We start from the raw sequence: 18163 nt of genomic DNA, 5'->3' as shown, positions 1-18163 counted from the left end.
CCTCGGACACCTTGAATCAGCCAACAGCCTCCCGCGCAACCTTATTGAGTACGGACCCTAGCGGGCCGGGCCTGTCCGGTGGCTGCGCGCACCCGCTCTGCAAGGCCGATAATATTTCTTATGTTAAATACGCGATGGCCGGTCCGCTGATGCAGCGCGCTCGTTAAAGCGCGCTGGCTGAAACAGGCCGGGCGCCATCGCCCTGGCGCTACCCGGCGCAACGCCGTGCCGGCGGTTGCGCTTGATCCCGGCTTGGGCAACCTTGCGCGCCTTCGGCAAGATCGCGGCCACCGGCCGGGAAAGGCAGGCACCCCTTGCATCCGCGCATCAGCATCGACGGATTGTCCTCGTTCACCTGGCCGCTGGCCCGTGACCTCGCCTTCGCCCGCGAACTTGGCGCCCATTCGATCACCGTGGCCTATGCCAAGCTGGCCGACGACGTGCCCGGCGCGGCCAGAGCGATCGCCGCTTCGGGTTTGCGCCCGGTCATGCTGGCGGGCGGCGCAGCCACGGGCCTGATGGGCGGGCTGGCCTCGGTCCAGCCCTCGATCGATGCGGCGCGGGCGATCGGCTGCCCGGCGTTCTATTCGGTGTCCGGCCCGGCCCCGCGCGGCGCCTCGACCGACGAGGCCTTCGAGGCGCTGGCCGGGGCGCTCGGCCCGGTCGTCGCCCATGCCGGTGAACAGGGCATCCGCGTGGGAATCGAGCATACCAGCGCGGCCACCCGCAGCCACGGCTTCGTCCACAGCCTGGCCGATGCCGCCGAACTGGCCCAGCGCTGCGGGGTCGATATCGTGGTTGAACTCCAGAACGTCTGGTACGAGCGCAACCTGCCCCGCCTGTTCCGCGAACACGCCGCCCGCTTCGCCCTGGTCCAGGTCAGCGATTTCACCGTGGGCGAGAGCCTGCGCCTCAACCGCCGCGTGCCCGGCGATGGCGACATCCCGCTCGAATGGCTGATCGGCCACCTGCTCGAAGGCGGCTATGCCGGCCTGTTCGACGTGGAGGTGCTTGGTCCCCACATCGAGGCGGAGGGCTACGAATCGGCCATTCGCCGCAGCGTGGACTGGCTTTCCGAAACACTGGTGCGCCTCGGCGCCTGATCGCCCCCGCGCAGACCTGGCCCCCGGCGGACGCGGCCCTTCCCAGGCGCGGCCCGATATGCAAGCCTGCGGCAAAACGATGGGAGAAGGGCATGACGGACTTGGCCGAGCCAGGGGGCAATGCCGGCGCGGCGGGCGATCCGCTGGCCGAGGTCCACCCCGACCTGCGCGAAGCGGCGGCGGCGGCCCCGCAATTCGTCATGTCGGACGAAACCCTTGCGCTCATGCGCGCCGGCCTGGCCGAGCGTTCGGCCGACCGCCTGCCCGATGCCGATCCCGATCTCGTCTGTCAGCCCGCCGTGGTCCCCGGCCGCGATGGCGAGCCTGATGTCGGCGTGCTGATCTATCGCCGGGCGAACCACCCTGCGAACGCCCCGGCGATCATCACCCTCCACGGCGGCGGCTACCTGATCGGCAATGCCGCCACCTCGGACCGCACCAGCCGCGAATGGGCGCGCGCCGGCCTCACCGTGATCGCGGTGGACTATCGCCTCGCCCCCGAACATCCCTATCCCGCCGCGCTCAACGATGCCTGGTCGGTGCTCGCCTGGGCGGCCGGGGAGGCTGGCGGGGGCGGGGCGAACGGAGCCGCCCGGAACAGGGATCGGGATTGGGACCGCTCCCGCATCCTCGTCACCGGCGACAGCGCGGGCGGCGGACTGGCGGCCGCCCTTGCCCTCCTGGCCCGCGATCGCGGCGGCCCGGCGCTGGCCGGGCAGGTGCTGATCTATCCCATGCTCGATGATCGCACCCGCGCCGAGCCGCACCGCGCCGGCCCGGACGGCACGCTGGTCTGGCCCTGCCCGAGCAACCAGTATGCCTGGCGCTGCTATCTGGGCGAAGCGGCCGGGGGCGAGGTTCCGCCCTATGCCGCCCCGGCCCGCGCCGAGGATCTGCGCGGCCTGCCGCCCACCTTCATGGGCACCGGCAGCCTTGACCTGTTCTACCGCGAGAACCTCGACTACGCGCGCCGCCTCGCGCAAGCGGGCGTCCCGGTCGCCACTTTCGTCGTCGAAGGCGGCTTCCACGGCTTCGACAGCCTTGCCCCCGATGCCGCCGTGACCCGCCATTTCGGCCGCGCCGCGCGCAGCACCGTGCCGTTCCTGCTCGAATGCGCCCGGAAGGACGAGGCATGACCACTCCCGCCACAATCTCCTCCTCACCCACTGCGGCCGGGTCCGCCCGCGCAGAGTGGCGGGCGAACTGGCCGCTGGTCCTCTCGGCCATGCTCGGCGTCACCCTGATCTCGGTGCCGGTCTATTCGCTGGGCCTGTTCATGGACCCGCTGGTGCGCGAATTCGGCTGGACCCACGGCGAGATTTCCTCGGGCGTGACCGTGCTGGCCCTGGTGGCCATTCCCGCCGGCCCGATCGTGGGCAGCCTGATCGACCGGATCGGCCCGCGCCGGCTGGCCCTGCCGGGCGTGGCGCTGACCGGCCTCGCGCTCGCGGGCTATGGCCTGCTTGGCGGATCGATCGTGCACTGGTGGATCATGTGGGTGCTGCTGGCGCTGGCGCTGGCCCCGGTCAACTACCCGGTCTGGTTCGCCGCGATCACCAGCCGGTTCCAGGCGAGCCGCGGCCTGGCGGTCGCCGTGACCATGTGCGGATCGACCATCGCCACGGTCGGCGTGCCGGTGCTGGTTCATTTCGTCATCACCAACCACGGCTGGCGCGCGGCCTATTTCACCCTCGGGCTGGGCTGGTGCGCGGCGGTGCTGCTGCTGGCCATGCCCTTCTTCTACAGCGCCGGCGATGCCGCGCGCGGCACCGGCGCGGCGCCCGCGCCCGAAGTGCTGGCCGGGCTGACCCGCGAGGAAGCGCTCCGCAGCCCGGCGATCCTGCGGATCACCCTGGCCATGGCGCTGACCGGCTGCCTGTTCGCCATGCTGATCGTTCACCTCGTCCCCATCCTCACCTCGGCCGGCTATGGCCGGGCAATGGCGGCCAGCGTGATGAGCGGGATCGGCTTGGTGGCCCTGCCGGGCAAGCTCGCCACCGGCTGGCTGCTCGATCACGCCCCGATCCGCTGGGTTGGCGCGATCACCTATGGCCTGCCGGCGGTCGCCTGCGCGGCGTTCATGTGGTTCGTCGGCTCGGGCGCGGCGATCGTGGTGGCCACGGCCACGCTGGGCTGGGGCATGGGCGCCTCCATGCAATCGGGCGCCTACCTGATCTCGCGCTATGGCGGCCTGCGGAACTACGGGCTGATCTTCGGCGCGATCATGAGCGTCATGGCGGTGACCGGCGCGGTCGGCCCCACGCTCGCCGGCGTGCTCTATGACCGGCTCGGCACCTACGATGCGGTGTTCCTCTACGGGATCGTCGCCTGCCTGGTCGCCGCCCTCGCCATGGCCACGATCCCGCCCTACCCTGACTGGTCGGCCCGCGCCGAGCCGGCCTGACGAGGCGCCCCGGGGCGCCGCCGGGCCGCCGCGATCAGCCTGGCACCTCGACGATCGGCTGGCCGGCCAGGCGGAACCAGCCTTGCGTGCCGCCGCGGATTTCGGCCTGGTGCCGGGCGATCTGGGCATCGAGATGGCGCAGCAGCGCCGCCGGGGGCGAGCCTTCGGGCGCCGCGGTCCAGGCGAGGTGGAGGTTGAGCCGCATCGGCATGGCGCGGATCGCGCGGAAGGTGAGCACGCCCTCGGGCACCGCGAGCACGGTCGATGCCGCGGTGATGCAGGCGCCGCCGCTGGCCAGCGTCAGGTCGATCAGCTCCTCGTAGCTTTCCGCGCGCAGGGCGATGGCCGGCTCCACCCCGCTGGCGCGCAGGCCGTGAAGCAGGGCGTCGTGGTATTCGCCGCCTTCGCGCAGGGCCAGCCAGACCAGCGGAATCCGCGCCAGTTCGGCCAGCGACAGCGGTTCGCTGCTCCCGGCGGCCGGATGGTCGGGATGGAGCGCGAGGATCAGGTGCTCGGTGTGGATCAGCCGATCGCGCACTTCGGGCCGCAGCGGCACGTTGCCATAGTGGAACGCCAGATCGAGCGTGCGATCATGGAGCCGGGCGATCAGTTCGCGCGACTGGCTGCGGACGAAGGCGATCTTCACCTCCCGTCGCTCGGCCCGGAACTCGGCGATGGCCCGGTTGAGGAAGGTGTAGCGGCGCGAATTGTAGAGCAGGCCCACGCCCACCTGCTCGCCCTGTTCGGCGCCCCGGCTGCGCGCCTGGGCCACGGCCCGGCCGATCCCGGCGAGATGGCGCTGGAGGTCGCGGTAGAACCGTTCGCCGGCAGTCGTGGGGATCACCCCGCGCGAGGAGCGTTCGAGCAGGCGGCAGCCCAGCTCCTCTTCCAGGTCGCGGATGCGCCGCATCAGGGCCGGCTGGGCCACGTTCATGCGCTGCGCGGCGCGCTGCAACGAGCCTTCCTCGCAGGCGGCCACGAAGTATCGAAGGTGGCGCAGTTCCATCGCGCCGAACTGTGGCGCGCGCCGCTGCCGAAGGCAAGCATGGCGCTGCCACGCCGGCAGCACCGTTCCGGGCAATTGGCAGTGGACCGGGGCTTGCGAACGCCTATCATCAAGCCACGACAGGCGCGCCAAGGCGCCGCGAACCGGGACAGGACCATGCCACAAACCGCGCAACGGCCGGCCGCCCACGGCAAGGACCACCGGCCATGACCGAACAGCCCTATGACCTGGTCCTGCGCGGCGGCACGATCATCGATGGCACCGGCGCCGATCCGCGCCCCGGCGACGTGGCGGTGAAGGCCGGGCGGATCGTGGCCGTGGGCACGGTCGATGGAAGCGGCGCGGAGGAGATCGATGCGGCGGGGTGCATCGTCACCCCCGGCTTCGTTGACATCCACACCCATTATGATGGCCAGGTCACCTGGGAGCACCGGCTCTCGCCCTCCTCGCAGCACGGGGTGACCACCGTGGTCATGGGCAATTGCGGGGTCGGATTCGCCCCGATCCGCGCCCACCAGCGCGACATGGCGATCAGGCTGATGGAAGGGGTGGAGGACATTCCCGAGCCGGTCATGGCCGATGGCCTGCCCTGGGCCTGGGAGAGCTTCACCGAATACCTCGATTTCATCGGCAGCCGCGAGGCCGACATCGATTTCGCCGCGCAGCTCCCGCACAATCCGCTCAGGGTCTATGTGATGGGCGAGCGCGGCGCCTATCTCGAAGTGCCGACCGAGGATGATCTGGCCACCATGCGCGCCATGACCACCGAAGCGATCCGGGCCGGCGCGATCGGGGTTTCGACCACGCTGTCCTGGGCGCACCGCTTCCGCAACGGCGATCACGTGCCCACCCACGAAGCCCAGGACCGCGAGGTGATGGCGCTGGCCGAAGGGCTGCGCGATGCCGGCACGGGCGTGTTCCAGATCATCGACAATGCCCTGCGCCCCTCGGACGAACGGCTTGCCCGGCTGCGCCGCATCGCCACCACCTCGGGCCGCCCGGTCTCCTTCACCCTCGCCCAGACCGTGGGCAATCCGGCCGATCTTGGCGAAATGCTGCACGGGCTGGACGAGGCCGCCGCCGATGGCCTGGCCATCCGCGCCCAGGTCATGCCGCGCCCGATCGGCACGCTGATGGGGCTGGACCTCTCGCTCCATCCCTTCGCCTCCTGCCCCAGCTTCGCCCCGCTGGCCGACCTGCCGCTGGCCCGGAAGGTGGCGGCCATGCGCGAGCCGGGCTTGCGCGAACGCCTGCTGGCCGAGGAACCGCAGGAGCCGCACGCCTTCTTCCGCCAGATCGTTTCCGATCTCGAGATGCTGTTCCTGCTGGGCGATCCGCCGAACTACCACCCCGATCCGGCCACCAGCATCGCCGCCCGCGCCCGGGCCGAAGGGCGCGATCCCAAGGCGGTGATCTATGACGCCCTGCTGGCGCGCGAGGGCAAGGAGATCCTCTACCGCCCCAGCGCCAACCGCAGCGGCGACCGGTTCGAGGGCGCGGGCGCCGCGATGATCGCCAGCGACCACGCGATCATCGGGCTGGGCGATGGCGGCGCGCATTACGGGATGATCTGCGATGCGGCCTATACCACCTATTTCCTCCAGCACTGGGCCGGCCATCCCGATCCGGCCCGGCGCGTGCCGCTGGCCAAGGCGATCCGCAAGCTGACCCGCGATCCGGCCGAGGCGGTGGGCCTGGCCGATCGCGGGACGATCGCGGTGGGCCAGAAGGCCGATCTCAACGTGATCGCCATCGACCGCCTGGCCCTGCGCCCGCCCAGCGCGGTCTACGACCTGCCCGCCGGCGGGCGGCGGCTGGTCCAGTCGGCCGAGGGCTACGAGGCCACGGTGGTTTCGGGCGTGGTCACCTATCGCGGCGGCGAGCCGACCGGCGCCCTGCCCGGCCGGCTGGTGCGCGGCGCCCGCGCCGCCGCGTGAACGGCCCGCCCCGCAGGAGAAGGCATGACTGACAGGATCGTCCGCATCGCGGCGGGCAGCGGGGGGCGGATCGATTCGCCGTTGGGCGTGCTCCAGCACCTCGCCAGCCCGGTGCCGCCCGATTACATCGTGTTCGATCACATGGCCGAGGCGATGATGTCGGCCTTCCTGATCGAGATGGGCCGCGATCCGGGCGCCGGCTGGTCGCAACCGTTTCTGGATAGCCACCTGCTGCCCTGGCTCGATCGCATCCTCGCCAGGGGGATCCGGGTGATCACCAATGCCGGCGGGCTCAATCCCCATGCCGCCGCCGCCGCGCTGAAGGCGCGCGCGGCTCAGCTAGGCCTCCATCCCCGCATCGGCGTGGTCTCCGGCGACGACCTGCGCCCCCAGCTTGCCGCGCTTGGGCTTGAGGGCCATTGCGATATGTTCAGCGGCGCGCCGTGGCCCGACCAAGTTATTGCCGCCAACGCCTATTTCGGCGCCTTCCCGATCGCCGAGGCGCTGGACCGGGGGGCGCAGATCGTCCTGACCGGGCGGGTGGTGGACAGCGCGCTTACCCTTGGCCCGCTGATCCACGAATTCGGCTGGCAGCGCGGCGATCTGGACCGGCTGGCCTCGGGCACGCTCGCTGGCCACCTGCTCGAATGCGGCGCCCAGGCCACCGGCGGCACCTTCACCGACTGGCTCGACCTGCCCGGGCTTGACGATATCGGCTTCGCCGTGGCCGAATGCCGCGCCGATGGCTCCTTCGTGGTGACCAAGCCCGAAGACACCGGCGGGGCGGCCAGCATTGGCACGGTCGCCGAACAGGCGCTCTATGAGGTGAGCGATCCGGCCGCCTATGCCGTGCCCGATGTGATCTGCGACTTTTCCGGCGTCACCCTCAGTCAGATTGGCCCCGACCGGGTGGCGGTGCGCGGCGCGCGCGGGCGGGCGCCTTCGGGGTGCTACAAGGTCTGTGCCATTTCCGACGAGGGGTGGAAGGCGGTGGGCCTGCTCCCGGTGATCGGCACGCGCGCGGCGGACAAGGCGCGGCGCATGGCCGGGGCGATCTTCGCGCGCACCGCCCGGCTGGTGGCCGAACTGGGCCTGCCCGAGCCGATGGCGACCCATAGCGAACTGTTCGGCGCGGGCGAGCTGACCCCCCATGCGCCCGGCGGCAACGCGCAAGCGGCCGAGGCGCTGGCGCGGCTGGTCTACCGCACCCGCGATGCGCGCGCCGCCCGCCTGTTTGCCACCGAATGCGCGGCGATCTGCCTCAACGGCAGCGCCGGCACCCTGTTCAGCCCGCTCGCCCCGGCGATTTCGCCCAGCCACCTGTTGTTCTGCTTCCTCCTCCCGCGCGACCGGCTGGCCCCGCAGGTGACCGTGGACGGCGAGACCATCGTGCTGGCGCCCGAGGCGGCGACCGTGCCCCCCGCCCCCGAGCCGCCGCGCCCGGCGGTGGACGAGCGCCCCGGCGGCGGCCCGGCGCAGGTATCGCTGGTGGACCTCGCCTGGGTTCGCAGCGGCGACAAGGGCAACCTGTTCAACCTGGCGGTGATCGCCCGCGAGGCCGACTATCTCCCCCATATCCGCGCCGCGCTGACCGCCGGGGCCATGGCCGAGTGGATGGCCCACGAATTCGACGATCCCGCCCGCCGCGAGGTCATCCGCCATGACGCGCCCGGCCTCAACGCGCTGAACTTCGTGCTGGCCGAAACCATGCGCGGCTCCACCGGCACCAACCTCAGGATGGACCTCGCGGCCAAGGGCATGGGCCAGCAATTGCTGGACTTCCCGGTGCCGGTGCCCGAGGCGCTGGCCCGCCAGCTGCGCGCCCGGGCGCCGGGCTGAGCGGCGCCGTTTCCCCGGGGAAACGCTCCGGTTCAGCCGGCCTGGAAAACCACCGCCCCGGCGGCGGCGAACATTCCGCCGACCCCCAGCACGAGGCTGGTGCGGGCGCCGTCGACCTGGGCGGCGGCGCGGCCCTGCATCTGGCGCACCGCTTCCTGCAGGGCATACATTCCGTACATCCCGCTATGGGCATAGAGCAGGCCGCCGCCGTTGGTGTTCATCGGCAAGGCACCGCCCGGGCGGGTGGCGCCGCCGCGGATGAATTCGGCCGCGCCGCCGCGTTCGACGAAGCCCATGTCCTCCAGCCCGTAGAGCGGGACATGGGCGAAGGCGTCGTAGATCATCAGGTGGTCGATATCGCCGTGGCTCATCCCCGCCTCGGCCATGGCGGCGGCGGAAGCATCGCGGAAGGCGCGGCTGGAGGTGAGGTCCTCCATGAAGGGGGTGCCGGGCGTCTCGCAGGCCTCCCCCGCCCCGGCGATCCGCACCGGGCGGGCGGCGAGGTTCATGTCGGCGGCGCGTTCGGCCGAGGTCAGCACCAGCGCGCCGCCGCCATCGCTGCGAAGGCAGGTTTCGAGGCGGTGGAACGGCCAGGCGATCAGCGGCGAGGCCAGCACGTCGTCCACGGTGAGGATCTTCTGGCGCGCCGCGCGCGGATTGCGCGCCGCCCAGTGCGACTGGGCGACCGGCACTTCGGCCAGGTCGGCCTCGCCCAGGCCATAACGGTGGAGATAGGCCATGACCGGCAGGGTGAAGCGGGTGGCCGGCATCAGCACGCCCCAGGGCAGCTCGAACTGGCCCATCAGGCTGTGCGGCTCGCGCCCGTAAAAGGCGCCGCCGATGCCCGAGCGCCCGCTTTCGCCGTGGGTGATCAGCACGACATCGGCCCGCCCGCTCTCGATCGCGGCCATGGCGTGGCGGATGTGGACGAGGTTGGAGGTGCCGCCGACCACCGTGCCATCGATCCAGCGCGGGCGCAGGCCGAGGGTGAAGGCGAGATCGACGATCGGCTGGGTGCTGGCCACGCCATCGACATCGGCGAGGGTGAGGCCCGCATCGGCGAGCGCCAGCAGCGCCGCCTCGCAGGCCAGGCCCATGGCCGACTGGTCGGGGATGACCCCTAGCCGCCGGGTTTCCGAGGCGCCGACGATGACCACATCGCTCATGCCGCCGCCCCCGCATCCACCAGCCGGAACTGCGGCAGGGCATGGTCGCCGCGCTGCTCGAAGGTCAGCTCCAGCGGGGCGCCGATGGCGGCGCGGAGCACCTGCGGATCGGCCGGGGCGCCGGGCAGGTTGGTCATCAGGTGCGGGCCTTCCTCGAGCCGGGCAAGGGCGACGACATAGGGCACCTCCTCGGCAAAGCCCGGGGCGGGCTGGTGGACCACCAGGAACGAGGCCAGGGTGGCCCGACCGCTGGCCTGCTCCCAGTCGATCGGCCCGCCGGTGAAGGGCGAGAAGGCGCGCGGCGGGAAGAAGAACCGCCCGGTATCGCGGCAGCGCGGCAGCCACAGCTCGCCTTGCGCGGCGTGATCCCAGAAGGGCGCGGTTTCGGGCGTGGGCCGCGGTTCGGCGCGAAGGGGAGCCGGGGCATTCATCGCGCGGGCCGCCCGCTGCCGCCCAGGTGCCGAACCGATCGCGCTGCGTTCATCCTGCCCTCCGGTTGCGCCAGCCTGCGTCTCGCCAAGGCCTTCTCGCCAAGGCCTTCTCGATTGACTTACGATATGCCATTCGGCAGACCCGTCAACCGGGCGAACCGGCAGGGGCCGACACCATCGCCGCGGCGTTAATCAGGAACCGTTCTTCGCATGGTGACCAGGCAACAGCTTGCCCAAAGGCCGGGGCGCACGCGGGCCGAGCGCGGCTCGATCAGCGCCGAGCAGATCCTGGCCGGGGCCAAGGCGCTGGCCCAGGAGATCGGGCTGGACGCGCTGTCGATGCCGCGCCTGGCCGCGCACCTGGGGATCGGGGTGACCAGCATCTACTGGTACTTCCGCAACAAGGATGCCCTGATCGCCGCGCTGACCGTGGATGCGGCGCGCTCGTTCCACCCCCTGATCGTGCCCGCCGCCGAGGGGACGTGGCAGGACAGCCTGTTCGAGACTTTCACCCGGCTGCGCGAGGCCATGCGCGCCGACGACCTGGCCTGCGACCTCCTGTTCATGCGCGGCGCGCGCGCCGGCGAGGATGCCCTCGCCTATTTCTGGCCCGGCGCCGAGGCGGGGCTGGCAAGGATGGTCGCGGCCGGGTTCACCCCGGCCGAGGCCTTGCAGAACATCACCATCCTTTCGCTCTACAATCGCGGCTGCGTGGTGCTGGAGCGGCAGATGCGCCGGGCGGGCGTCGCCCCCGACGTGCCCACCCCGGTCCCGGCCGACTATCCGCTGCTCAGCGCCGCGCTGGAACACCAGAACACCCGCGGGGTCAGCGACGAGGCCCATGCCGCGCAACTGCGCGCGATCATCGAAGGCATGGCCCTGCGGCTCGATGCCCGCAAGGCCGCGCACCCATGAGAACGAGAGGATGACCACCATGACCAGCCAGCTGGACGCCAGCCATCTTGAAGACAGCAATCGCGGCGCCTGGGCCGGCCCGATCCCCAGCCCCTCGCCCGCCGAACTGGCCGACAGGTATGCGGTGAGCCAGCTGGTCAAGGTCTATGCCCTGGGGGTGGACCTGCGCGACTATGACCTGTGCCGCAGCGTGTTCACCGACGATGCCGTGGCCGATGGCAGCGTGGGATCGTTTCCGATCGACGAATACCTGCCCAAGGTTCATGGCGGCGCGGCGGCCTATGCCGCGACCCAGCACAACGTGACCAACCAGCACGTGGTGATCGATGGCGATACGGCCACCTGCTGGTCCTATGCCATCGCGGTCCACAAGCACGCCGCCGGCGTGGCCGGCGAACAGATGACGCTCGGCGTGCAATACCGCGACCTGTGCCGCCGCACCCCCGAAGGCTGGCTGATCGCGCGGCGCAAGGTGGTGCGCGTGTGGAACGAGTTCACGCCGAACGATGGGCGGGCGGTTTAAGCGGGCGGTTTGGCCGTTACCCCCAGCTCCGTCATGCCAGCGCAGGCTGGCATCTCTCTCGGTCATGCGAGGCGTTCGAACAGATCGTCCCAGCCGGGATCGGCCTGTTCGATCAGCCGGATTTTCATTCCCGCTGCCACGCCTTGACCGCTTTCTCGCGGGCAATGGCTTCTGCGATGGTCGCGTGCGGTTCGGCAAGGACGAGGCGCTTGATGCCGTATTTGCGGCAGAACGCCGACCCGGTGCCGGCGCGGTGCTGCATCATTCGCGCGGCGAGATCGCTCGTCACGCCGATGTACAGGACGCCCGCGGGCTTGTTGGTCAGAATGTAGGTCCAGCCGCCCTTGTGCATGGCTGCACCGTTACACCTGGCGGCACCAGATGCCAGCCTTCGCTGGCATGACGATCAGGCGAGAACGGCGGCCGGAATTTGCCGGGGCGCGTGGCCCTCAGCCGGCGGCCTCGCGCTGGGCGCGGGTCACGCCGACTTGCGCCGGATCGTAGGGGATCACCGGGGGCTCGTCGCTGTAGAAGCGCAGGGTGTGGAGGAAGCGGTGCATTCCCATGGTGGAGCCGCAGATCTGGCCCAGTTCGATGATTTCGGCCGTGGTGAATTGCGCCGCGAGGCGGCGGTAGAAATCATCGTCGATGCCGTGGTGATCGGCGTGGAGCCGTTCAAGCAGGCTGCCGGGGAGCAGGCTGGCGGGATAATTGGGGTGCCGGTCGCCATCGGCGGGCGGCGCGGCGTGGTGGGCATAGGCCAGGATCTGGTAGGGGATCGGATCGGTGAAGGCTCCGGCTTTCGCGCCCGCTTCATAGGCGGCGCGGCTTTCCTCGCTCAGCCGGTCCATCGGAATGGGTTCGATCCTGGGCATGATGCTCTCCCGGTCATGCTGTCGGCGCAGAGGGTATGCCCCGCATCCGGCAGGGTCAAACCGCCGCGACGATGCCTTGGGATCGCGTGCTTGTCGTGGCTCCGCCGCGATGCCATCAGCGCCGCGACACACGACAATGAGGACATGATATGCTGCAACCGCTCGCGGGCCTGAAAGTGCTCGATTTCACGGCGTTCCCGCCCGGCGCGATCTGCACGGTCCTGCTGGCCGATCTTGGCGCCGAGGTGATCCGCGTCGAAAGCCCGGCCCAGAAGGGCAAGCCCAGCCTGGTGCTTGGCCAGTTGCCGATGAGCCGGGCCAAGCGCTCGATCGCGCTGGACCTGCGGAACCCCGCGGCCAACGCGGTCCTGCTGCGCCTGGCCGCCTCGGCCGACGTGGTGATCGAGAATGCCAAGCCCGGTTCGATGGAACAGCGCGGCTTCGGCTATGCCCAGGCCAAGGCGGTCAATCCCAGGATCATCTGGTGCGCGATCACCGGCTTCGGGCAGACCGGGCCGAACGCCGATCATTCCGGGCACGATATCTCCTACCTTGCCCACTCGGGCCTGCTCACCCAGATGAACGCCGATCCCGCCTTCCACCCCGGCATCCAGATGGCCGTGCCCTATGGCGCGATGGCCGCAGTGATCGGCGTGCAGGGCGCGCTGCTCGAACGCGCGCGCACCGGCGAGGGCGCCTTCATCGACATCGCCCTTTCGGAAGCGGCAACCTGGGTGCTGACCGGCGGGGTCAATGCCCTGGCCGAAAAGCCCTATATCATCGCCGCCACGCCTGACCGGCACCGCTATGCTTGCGCCGACGGGCGCGAAGTGGCCATCGCCTGTTCCGAGCCGCGCACCTGGGCGGCGCTGTGCGACGGGCTGGGCCTGCCCGAACTGAAGGACAAGCTCTACCGCTGGGGCGACGAGGCCGGGGCGATCATCGCCACGATCGGCGGCGTCTTCGCCACGCGCCCGGCGGCGGACTGGGTGGCCATGCTGGCGCCGGGCGGCGCGGCGGTGACCATGGTCAACCACGCCGCGCAATTGCTGAGCGATCCGCAGGTCGTGGCGCGCGGGACCATCGCCGATTGCGCCGGAACCCCGGTGCCCGGCAACCCGGTGCGGATCACCGCCGGGGGCCAGTCCACCGGCACGCGCGGCGAAGCGCCCCATGCCGTGGGCGAGGATACCGCCGCGGTGCTGGCCGAGGCGGGCTTTTCCGCCGAGGAGATCGCCGGGCTGGAACAGGCGGGCCTGCTCTGACCAGGGCCGATCCAGTCGCGTCCGATCCGGGCGGGCCTTGGGCAGCGCTGGACGCCGCGCGGGAGGAGGCGCGCGCCCTGCTGCGCGCAGAGGCTCCCGACGCGGCGCTGGCGGCCGAGGGCGAGGCCTATCTCGCCCGGCTGCTGGCCGCGGCCATGGCCGCGGCCGCCCTGCCCCACCTGCTGGAGGAGGGCGGCCTGCGCCGCGCCCTGCCCGCCTGCGGCGGTCCCAATCCCGATTACCGGATCTTCAGCGCCGCGCTTGATCCCGCCCGCTGCTATCGCCTGACCGGCGAGCTTCGTGGCTCGGAGCGGGTGGGCCTGGGGATCTACCGGCCCGATGCGGCCGGCGCGCCGATCCTGCTCGATTACACCGCCTTCGATGCCGCCCGCTGCGGGCCGGACGGCGCCTTCGCGCTGGAGCTTGGGCCTGAGGCGCGGGGGCCGGAGGCGATGGCCCTGCCGCCCGAGGCGCGGTCCCTCCTGATCCGCGTGCTCCACCGCGATCCGCGCGCCGCGCCCGCCCGGCTGCTGCTGGATGGCGCGCCCCCGCCCGCGTCCGCTTCCACCCCCACCGGCCTGCCCATGGGCGACGGCGCGGCCATGCTGGCTGGGGCTGCGCGGATGTTCCTCGCGCAGGTGCGCGAATACCTGGGCTGGGTGGCGGCCATGGCCCCGGCGCGCAACGCGCTGGCCCTGCCCCCGCCGGAGCTGGCCGAAAAGGTGCTGGGCGATGCCGATACCCAGTATTTCCTCGGCACCTTCGATCTTGCCCCCGGCGAGCATCTGGAGATCGCCATGCCGCGCGGGATCACCGGCTACTGGTCGGTCCACGCCTGCAGCCACTGGCTCGAACACCTGCGGACCCCCGGCGCCGACGATCGCCGAGTCCGCCCCGATGGCGATGGCCGGCTGCGCTTTGTGGTGGGGCCGGACGAGGTGGGGGGCGGCGCGTTCCGGCTCGATACGGCCGGGCGGCGGCGCGGGGCGCTGATCGGGCGGGTGGTCGGCCCGGCCGGCACGGCGCCCCGGCTCGCCCCGCCCGAGGTCATGCTGCGGCGCCATTGACAATCGCGCCGCGCGGTCCTGCAATCGGCCGGCAACAGGACAAGCCGGGAGTGGGATGGATGATCGATCGGGCCAGGCTGCTGGGTTCGTGGAAGCTGGTTTCGGCGGTGGTCCAGAAGGACGGGCGCGACAGCGACGAGCAGGGCTTCGGGCCTGAGCCCAACGGCTATATCCACTATATGCCCGATGGCCGGATGGCCGCGCTGATCGCCCATACCGACCAGGCCGCGCCGCCGCCGGGGGCGACCGACGCCGAGCGGCTGGCCCAGGCCGGAAACTTCGTTGCCTATGGCGGGTTCTTCACGCTCGATGGCGACACGGTGACCCACCATGTCGATGTCAGCTCCAGCGCGGCGGGCATGGGGCTGGACTATGTCCGCCACCTCACGCTTGACGGCGACCGGCTGGAAATCCGCACCCCGCCGGCGATCCCCATCGGTCGGGCGATGTCGCTGGTGTGGCAGCGGGTTGCGCCGCGAACCTGAGCCGCGCGCGCGCCGGCCGGCGCTTGACCTTGCCGCAAAGTTGGTAGCATCCTGTCAATTCCGGGCAGAGGCGGGGGCCACGATCCGTTCTGGCGATTCGATCGGCGGCAGGGTCCGAACAGCGGCAGGGAGAGCGAGGCATGATTTCCGGCGCGAAGATTCTGGTCACCGGGGCCACCGGCTCGGTCGGCGGTTCGCTCGCCCGCTATCTGACTCCGCACAACGAAGTGTGGGGCGCGGCCCGCTTCACCGATCCGGCCAGGCGCCAGGCCCAGGAGGAGGCCGGGATCAAGACCGTGCGGATCGACGTGGGTTCGGGCGATTTCTGCGCCCTGCCGCAGGATTTCGACTATGTGATCCACGCCAGTTGGATGCGCGCCGGGCTGGACCAGTTGCAGGAGGCTATCCGCAACAACATCGAAGGCGTGGGCCTCCTGATGCAGCACACCTGCCGCGCCAAGGCGACCATGGTCGTCTCGGGGATGCCGGTCTACACGCCCAATCCCGATCCCGCGCACCTGTTTGCCGAGAGCGATCCGGTGGGCGCCAGCTCCTATGCCTTCGCGCCGACCAGCCCCTATTCCAAGGCGGGGGTGGAAGCGGTGGCGCGGTTCTGCGCGCGGGCGTTTGACATGAAGGTGGTGATCACCCGGCTCAACAGCGTGATGGGCACCCCGCGCAGCTATCCCGAAGGCGTGATCCGCTCGGTCCTGGGCGGCCACCCGATCATGGCCCCGCACGAGCGCAATATGCAAAGCCCGATCCATATCGCGGATATGCAGTGGCAGCTTGAGCCGCTGCTCGCCGCCGCCTCCAACCCGGCCTTCATCGTCAACTGGGGCGGCGACGAGCACATGGCCGTGCAGGACTGGGTCAAGGCCACCAACGAATGGTCGGGCAAGAGCGCCACGGTCCAGGTCCATTCGGTGCCCGGCGCGCCGGTGGCCAATGCCGCCGATCCCACGCTGCGCCAATCGGTCACCGGCCCCTCGCGCATCGATTTCTGGGCCGAATTCCGCGCGATCTACGATCGCGTCGCGGCCGAGGACGATCCCGGCGCGGGGGATTTCAGCGGGATGGCGGTCCGCAAGACATCATGAGGAACGACCGGCGATCGCGGCGGCCAAGCCGCGCGCCGGCATCAAGGAGAGCGTGCCAATGTTGCTGAAGGACAAGGTTGTCATCGTTTCCGGCATCGGAGCGGGCCTGGGCATCGAAGTGGCCCGGGTCGCCGCCGAACTGGGCGCCAGGGTGGCCATGAGCTGCCGCACGGTCTCGTTCCTCGAGCAGTCCGAAAAGGAACTGCGCGATGCCGGCCACGAGGTGATGACCCAGCGCTGCGACATTTCCTCGGAGGAAGACTGCCAGGCCTTCGCCCGGGCGGTGGTCGACAAGTGGGGGAAGATCGACGCGCTGGTCAACAACGCCGCGCTGACCCTGCCCTTCGCCCCGTTCGAGGAGGCGAACTGGGAGGAATGGCACAAGTGCCACAACATCACCATGTTCGGCTCGCTGCGGATGGCCCGGGCCTCTGTTCCCGGCATGAAGAAGGCCGGCGGCGGCTATATCGTCAACGTCTCGTCGATGGCGCACAAGAAGCCGCTGCCGATGCAGGCGGCCTATGCCTCGGCCAAGGGCGGGCTGGAAGCGGCGACCAAGCACATGGCGCTGGAACTGGGCAAGTACAACATCCGGGTCAACACCGCGCGGATGGGCTGGATGGACGGCCCGCCGGTCCGCGCCTACCTTGGCCACATCGCCAGCGAGCAGGGCAAGACCTTCGCCGACATCGCCGATCCGATCGCCGCCAACATCTCGCTCGGCACGATCCCCGATGACCGCGATTGCGCCAAGGCCGTGGTGTTCCTGTGCACCGACATGGCCGCCGCCGTCTCGGGCGCGGCGCTGGATATCAACGGCGGCGAATGGATGCCCTGACGGACAGGCGCTGAAGCGCCCCTCCCCCCATGGGGAGCGGGCAGCGCCGGTTCTCCCCTCCCCGCCGGGGAGGGGTTGGGGGTGGGGGAACCGCGCGGCGCCGGGGCTATGGCCGATCGATGTGGATCGGCTGGAAGCGGGTGGCCGCGATCACCCAGCCGCCTTGGGGCACGCGCACATAGCGGTCGAAATAGTGGCCCCACGAATGGTATTCGCGGCCCAGCGAGGGCAGGATCAGCGCCTCGTCCTCGCCCTTGAACCAGAAGTTGTCGGAGAACGACCAGGTGGCCAGCGCCTCGTCGTCCGACAGGAAATCCACTTCCACCGAATGGCCCTGGTGCGAACTGGCATAGGGCGCGAGCACCCGCGCCAGCCATTCCACGCAATCTTCCGCGCGGGTGAAATGGTTGCCCTCGATCGGGCCATCGGGACGGCCGCGATAGTCCAGCACCACCGGCCCATCGGCGAAGGCGCTGCGGAGCAGGGCCGGATCGCGGAAGTCCATGCCGTTCCAGTAGCGGGTCTTGGCCCGGCGAATGTGCTCGATTGCCACCAGCCGTTGCAGGTCGTCCATCGCGTGCTTCTCCTCACCTCGCGCGCAGGTCTATCCCAAGAAGTGATTGCTGGCTATCCGGACTTGTGACAGCATGGCCCGCCAACGCCCCCGCGATCCCGGCGGCAGCGCGGCGGGCGGGCCATTGGCAGCCCCTTGCGGTGATGCTCTACCCGGAAACCGGACGGCCCGAACGACCACGCCTGAACAGAAACCACCCCCAGAACACAAACCATCCAAGGAGAGACCGATGACCGCCTATTCCCTAGTCGTCTATTCGAAGCCCGTCGCCGGCCGCGAGGACGAATACAACGACTGGTACACCAACGTGCACCTGGGCGACGTGCTGAAGATCCCCGGAATCACCTCGGCCCGCCGCTACAAGGCCGCCGCCGGGCAGGACCAGACCAACCCCTACCTTGCGCTCTACAATGTCGAGACCAACGACATCACCGCCCTGTTCACCGAGCTGAGCCGCCGCGCCGCCGCCGGCGAGATGGTGATTTCCGATGCCATGGCCGAAGCGAACATGGTGATCTTCGAGGCGATCACCCCCGAAGTCACCGAATGAGGCCGCGCGGGGCGCCGGCCGGCCGCCTGGCCGGACAGGCGCCCCGCCACCGCCGACAGCCAGCGCGGCACACAGGCTGGCCCCT

18 protein-coding genes and 1 pseudogene are annotated in these 18163 nt (G+C 70.6%); 13 read left to right on the top strand and 6 right to left on the bottom strand.

Translation table 11 applies throughout. The annotated features are described in order from the left end of the window. Nucleotides 1-314 precede the first annotated feature (314 nt). The 3 genes from ACFOD9_RS01175 (at nucleotide 315) to ACFOD9_RS01165 (ending at nucleotide 3507) form a co-directional block, all read left to right on the top strand. The gene (locus ACFOD9_RS01175) at nucleotides 315-1103 is read left to right on the top strand and encodes a sugar phosphate isomerase/epimerase family protein (protein WP_379508250.1); all 789 of its coding nucleotides are present in this window, start codon (nucleotides 315-317) and stop codon (nucleotides 1101-1103) included. A gap of 92 nt (nucleotides 1104-1195) precedes the next feature. After that, nucleotides 1196-2239 carry an alpha/beta hydrolase gene (locus tag ACFOD9_RS01170; RefSeq protein WP_379508249.1) on the top strand — a complete coding sequence of 348 codons (1044 nt, stop codon included), beginning with the start codon at nucleotides 1196-1198 and terminating at the stop codon, nucleotides 2237-2239. Beyond that, entirely contained in the window at nucleotides 2236-3507 is a 1272-nt protein-coding gene (locus ACFOD9_RS01165) for an MFS transporter (protein WP_379508248.1), read from the top strand. The genes ACFOD9_RS01170 and ACFOD9_RS01165 overlap by 4 nt, the downstream gene beginning before the upstream one ends. Nucleotides 3508-3541: 34 nt before the next feature. On the opposite strand, the gene ACFOD9_RS01160 is transcribed toward ACFOD9_RS01165, so the two are convergent. After that, a complete protein-coding gene (locus ACFOD9_RS01160) occupies nucleotides 3542-4513 on the bottom strand; it encodes a LysR family transcriptional regulator (RefSeq protein ID WP_379508247.1) in 972 nt (323 codons plus the stop codon). Between the two features lie 206 nt (nucleotides 4514-4719). Between ACFOD9_RS01160 and ACFOD9_RS01155 the strand changes: the two genes are divergently transcribed. After that, a complete protein-coding gene (locus ACFOD9_RS01155; protein ID WP_379508246.1) occupies nucleotides 4720-6450 on the top strand; it encodes an N-acyl-D-amino-acid deacylase family protein in 1731 nt (576 codons plus the stop codon). Nucleotides 6451-6474: 24 nt separating this feature from the next. Further along, nucleotides 6475-8289, top strand: coding sequence for an acyclic terpene utilization AtuA family protein (locus ACFOD9_RS01150; RefSeq protein ID WP_379508245.1), 1815 nt, complete (start codon nucleotides 6475-6477; stop codon nucleotides 8287-8289). A 32-nt stretch (nucleotides 8290-8321) separates the two neighbouring features. Here ACFOD9_RS01150 and ACFOD9_RS01145 read toward each other — a convergent pair whose 3' ends face one another. Both ACFOD9_RS01145 and ACFOD9_RS01140 read right to left on the bottom strand, forming a co-directional pair. Further along, nucleotides 8322-9455, bottom strand: coding sequence for a thiolase C-terminal domain-containing protein (locus ACFOD9_RS01145; RefSeq protein ID WP_379508244.1), 1134 nt, complete (start codon nucleotides 9453-9455; stop codon nucleotides 8322-8324). Further along, entirely contained in the window at nucleotides 9452-9886 is a 435-nt protein-coding gene (locus tag ACFOD9_RS01140; RefSeq protein WP_379508243.1) for a Zn-ribbon domain-containing OB-fold protein, read from the bottom strand. The genes ACFOD9_RS01145 and ACFOD9_RS01140 overlap by 4 nt, the downstream gene beginning before the upstream one ends. Nucleotides 9887-10096: 210 nt before the next feature. On the opposite strand from ACFOD9_RS01140, the gene ACFOD9_RS01135 reads away from it, so the two are divergent. Beyond that, the gene (locus tag ACFOD9_RS01135; protein WP_379508242.1) at nucleotides 10097-10801 is read left to right on the top strand and encodes a TetR family transcriptional regulator; all 705 of its coding nucleotides are present in this window, start codon (nucleotides 10097-10099) and stop codon (nucleotides 10799-10801) included. A gap of 19 nt (nucleotides 10802-10820) precedes the next feature. After that, complete coding sequence (locus ACFOD9_RS01130) at nucleotides 10821-11324, top strand: nuclear transport factor 2 family protein (protein WP_379508241.1); 504 nt, start codon at nucleotides 10821-10823, stop codon at nucleotides 11322-11324. 62 nt (nucleotides 11325-11386) lie between these two features. Here the strand turns inward: ACFOD9_RS01130 and ACFOD9_RS01125 are convergent. Beyond that, nucleotides 11387-11676 (bottom strand): annotated as a pseudogene (locus ACFOD9_RS01125) (GIY-YIG nuclease family protein). Between the two features lie 97 nt (nucleotides 11677-11773). Next, nucleotides 11774-12199 (bottom strand): hypothetical protein, encoded by a 426-nt coding sequence (locus ACFOD9_RS01120; protein ID WP_379508240.1) that lies wholly within the window; start codon nucleotides 12197-12199, stop codon nucleotides 11774-11776. A gap of 149 nt (nucleotides 12200-12348) precedes the next feature. Here ACFOD9_RS01120 and ACFOD9_RS01115 point away from each other — a divergent pair, with 149 nt between their 5' ends. The 5 genes from ACFOD9_RS01115 (at nucleotide 12349) to ACFOD9_RS01095 (ending at nucleotide 16954) form a co-directional block, all read left to right on the top strand. Further along, a complete protein-coding gene (locus ACFOD9_RS01115) occupies nucleotides 12349-13464 on the top strand; it encodes a CaiB/BaiF CoA transferase family protein (RefSeq protein ID WP_379508239.1) in 1116 nt (371 codons plus the stop codon). A 155-nt stretch (nucleotides 13465-13619) separates the two neighbouring features. Beyond that, on the top strand, nucleotides 13620-14531 hold the full coding sequence (locus tag ACFOD9_RS01110; RefSeq protein ID WP_379508238.1) for a hypothetical protein: 912 nt from the start codon (nucleotides 13620-13622) through the stop codon (nucleotides 14529-14531). A 59-nt stretch (nucleotides 14532-14590) separates the two neighbouring features. Further along, the gene (locus ACFOD9_RS01105; RefSeq protein WP_379508237.1) at nucleotides 14591-15016 is read left to right on the top strand and encodes a lipocalin-like domain-containing protein; all 426 of its coding nucleotides are present in this window, start codon (nucleotides 14591-14593) and stop codon (nucleotides 15014-15016) included. Nucleotides 15017-15156: 140 nt separating this feature from the next. After that, nucleotides 15157-16116 carry an NAD-dependent epimerase/dehydratase family protein gene (locus tag ACFOD9_RS01100; RefSeq protein ID WP_379508236.1) on the top strand — a complete coding sequence of 320 codons (960 nt, stop codon included), beginning with the start codon at nucleotides 15157-15159 and terminating at the stop codon, nucleotides 16114-16116. Between the two features lie 58 nt (nucleotides 16117-16174). Further along, on the top strand, nucleotides 16175-16954 hold the full coding sequence (locus ACFOD9_RS01095) for an SDR family oxidoreductase (RefSeq protein WP_379508235.1): 780 nt from the start codon (nucleotides 16175-16177) through the stop codon (nucleotides 16952-16954). Nucleotides 16955-17060: 106 nt separating this feature from the next. Here ACFOD9_RS01095 and ACFOD9_RS01090 read toward each other — a convergent pair whose 3' ends face one another. Continuing rightward, nucleotides 17061-17528, bottom strand: a complete 468-nt coding sequence (locus ACFOD9_RS01090; RefSeq protein ID WP_379508234.1) for a nuclear transport factor 2 family protein — start codon at nucleotides 17526-17528, stop codon at nucleotides 17061-17063. A gap of 229 nt (nucleotides 17529-17757) precedes the next feature. On the opposite strand from ACFOD9_RS01090, the gene ACFOD9_RS01085 reads away from it, so the two are divergent. Next, a complete protein-coding gene (locus ACFOD9_RS01085) occupies nucleotides 17758-18078 on the top strand; it encodes a hypothetical protein (protein ID WP_379508233.1) in 321 nt (106 codons plus the stop codon). Nucleotides 18079-18163: the final 85 nt, after the last annotated feature.

It is taken from the genome of Novosphingobium bradum (assembly GCF_042646485.1).
In the GTDB taxonomy this organism is placed as follows: Bacteria; Pseudomonadota; Alphaproteobacteria; order Sphingomonadales; family Sphingomonadaceae; genus Novosphingobium; species Novosphingobium bradum.
This window is presented reverse-complemented; position numbering and strand designations above follow the sequence as displayed.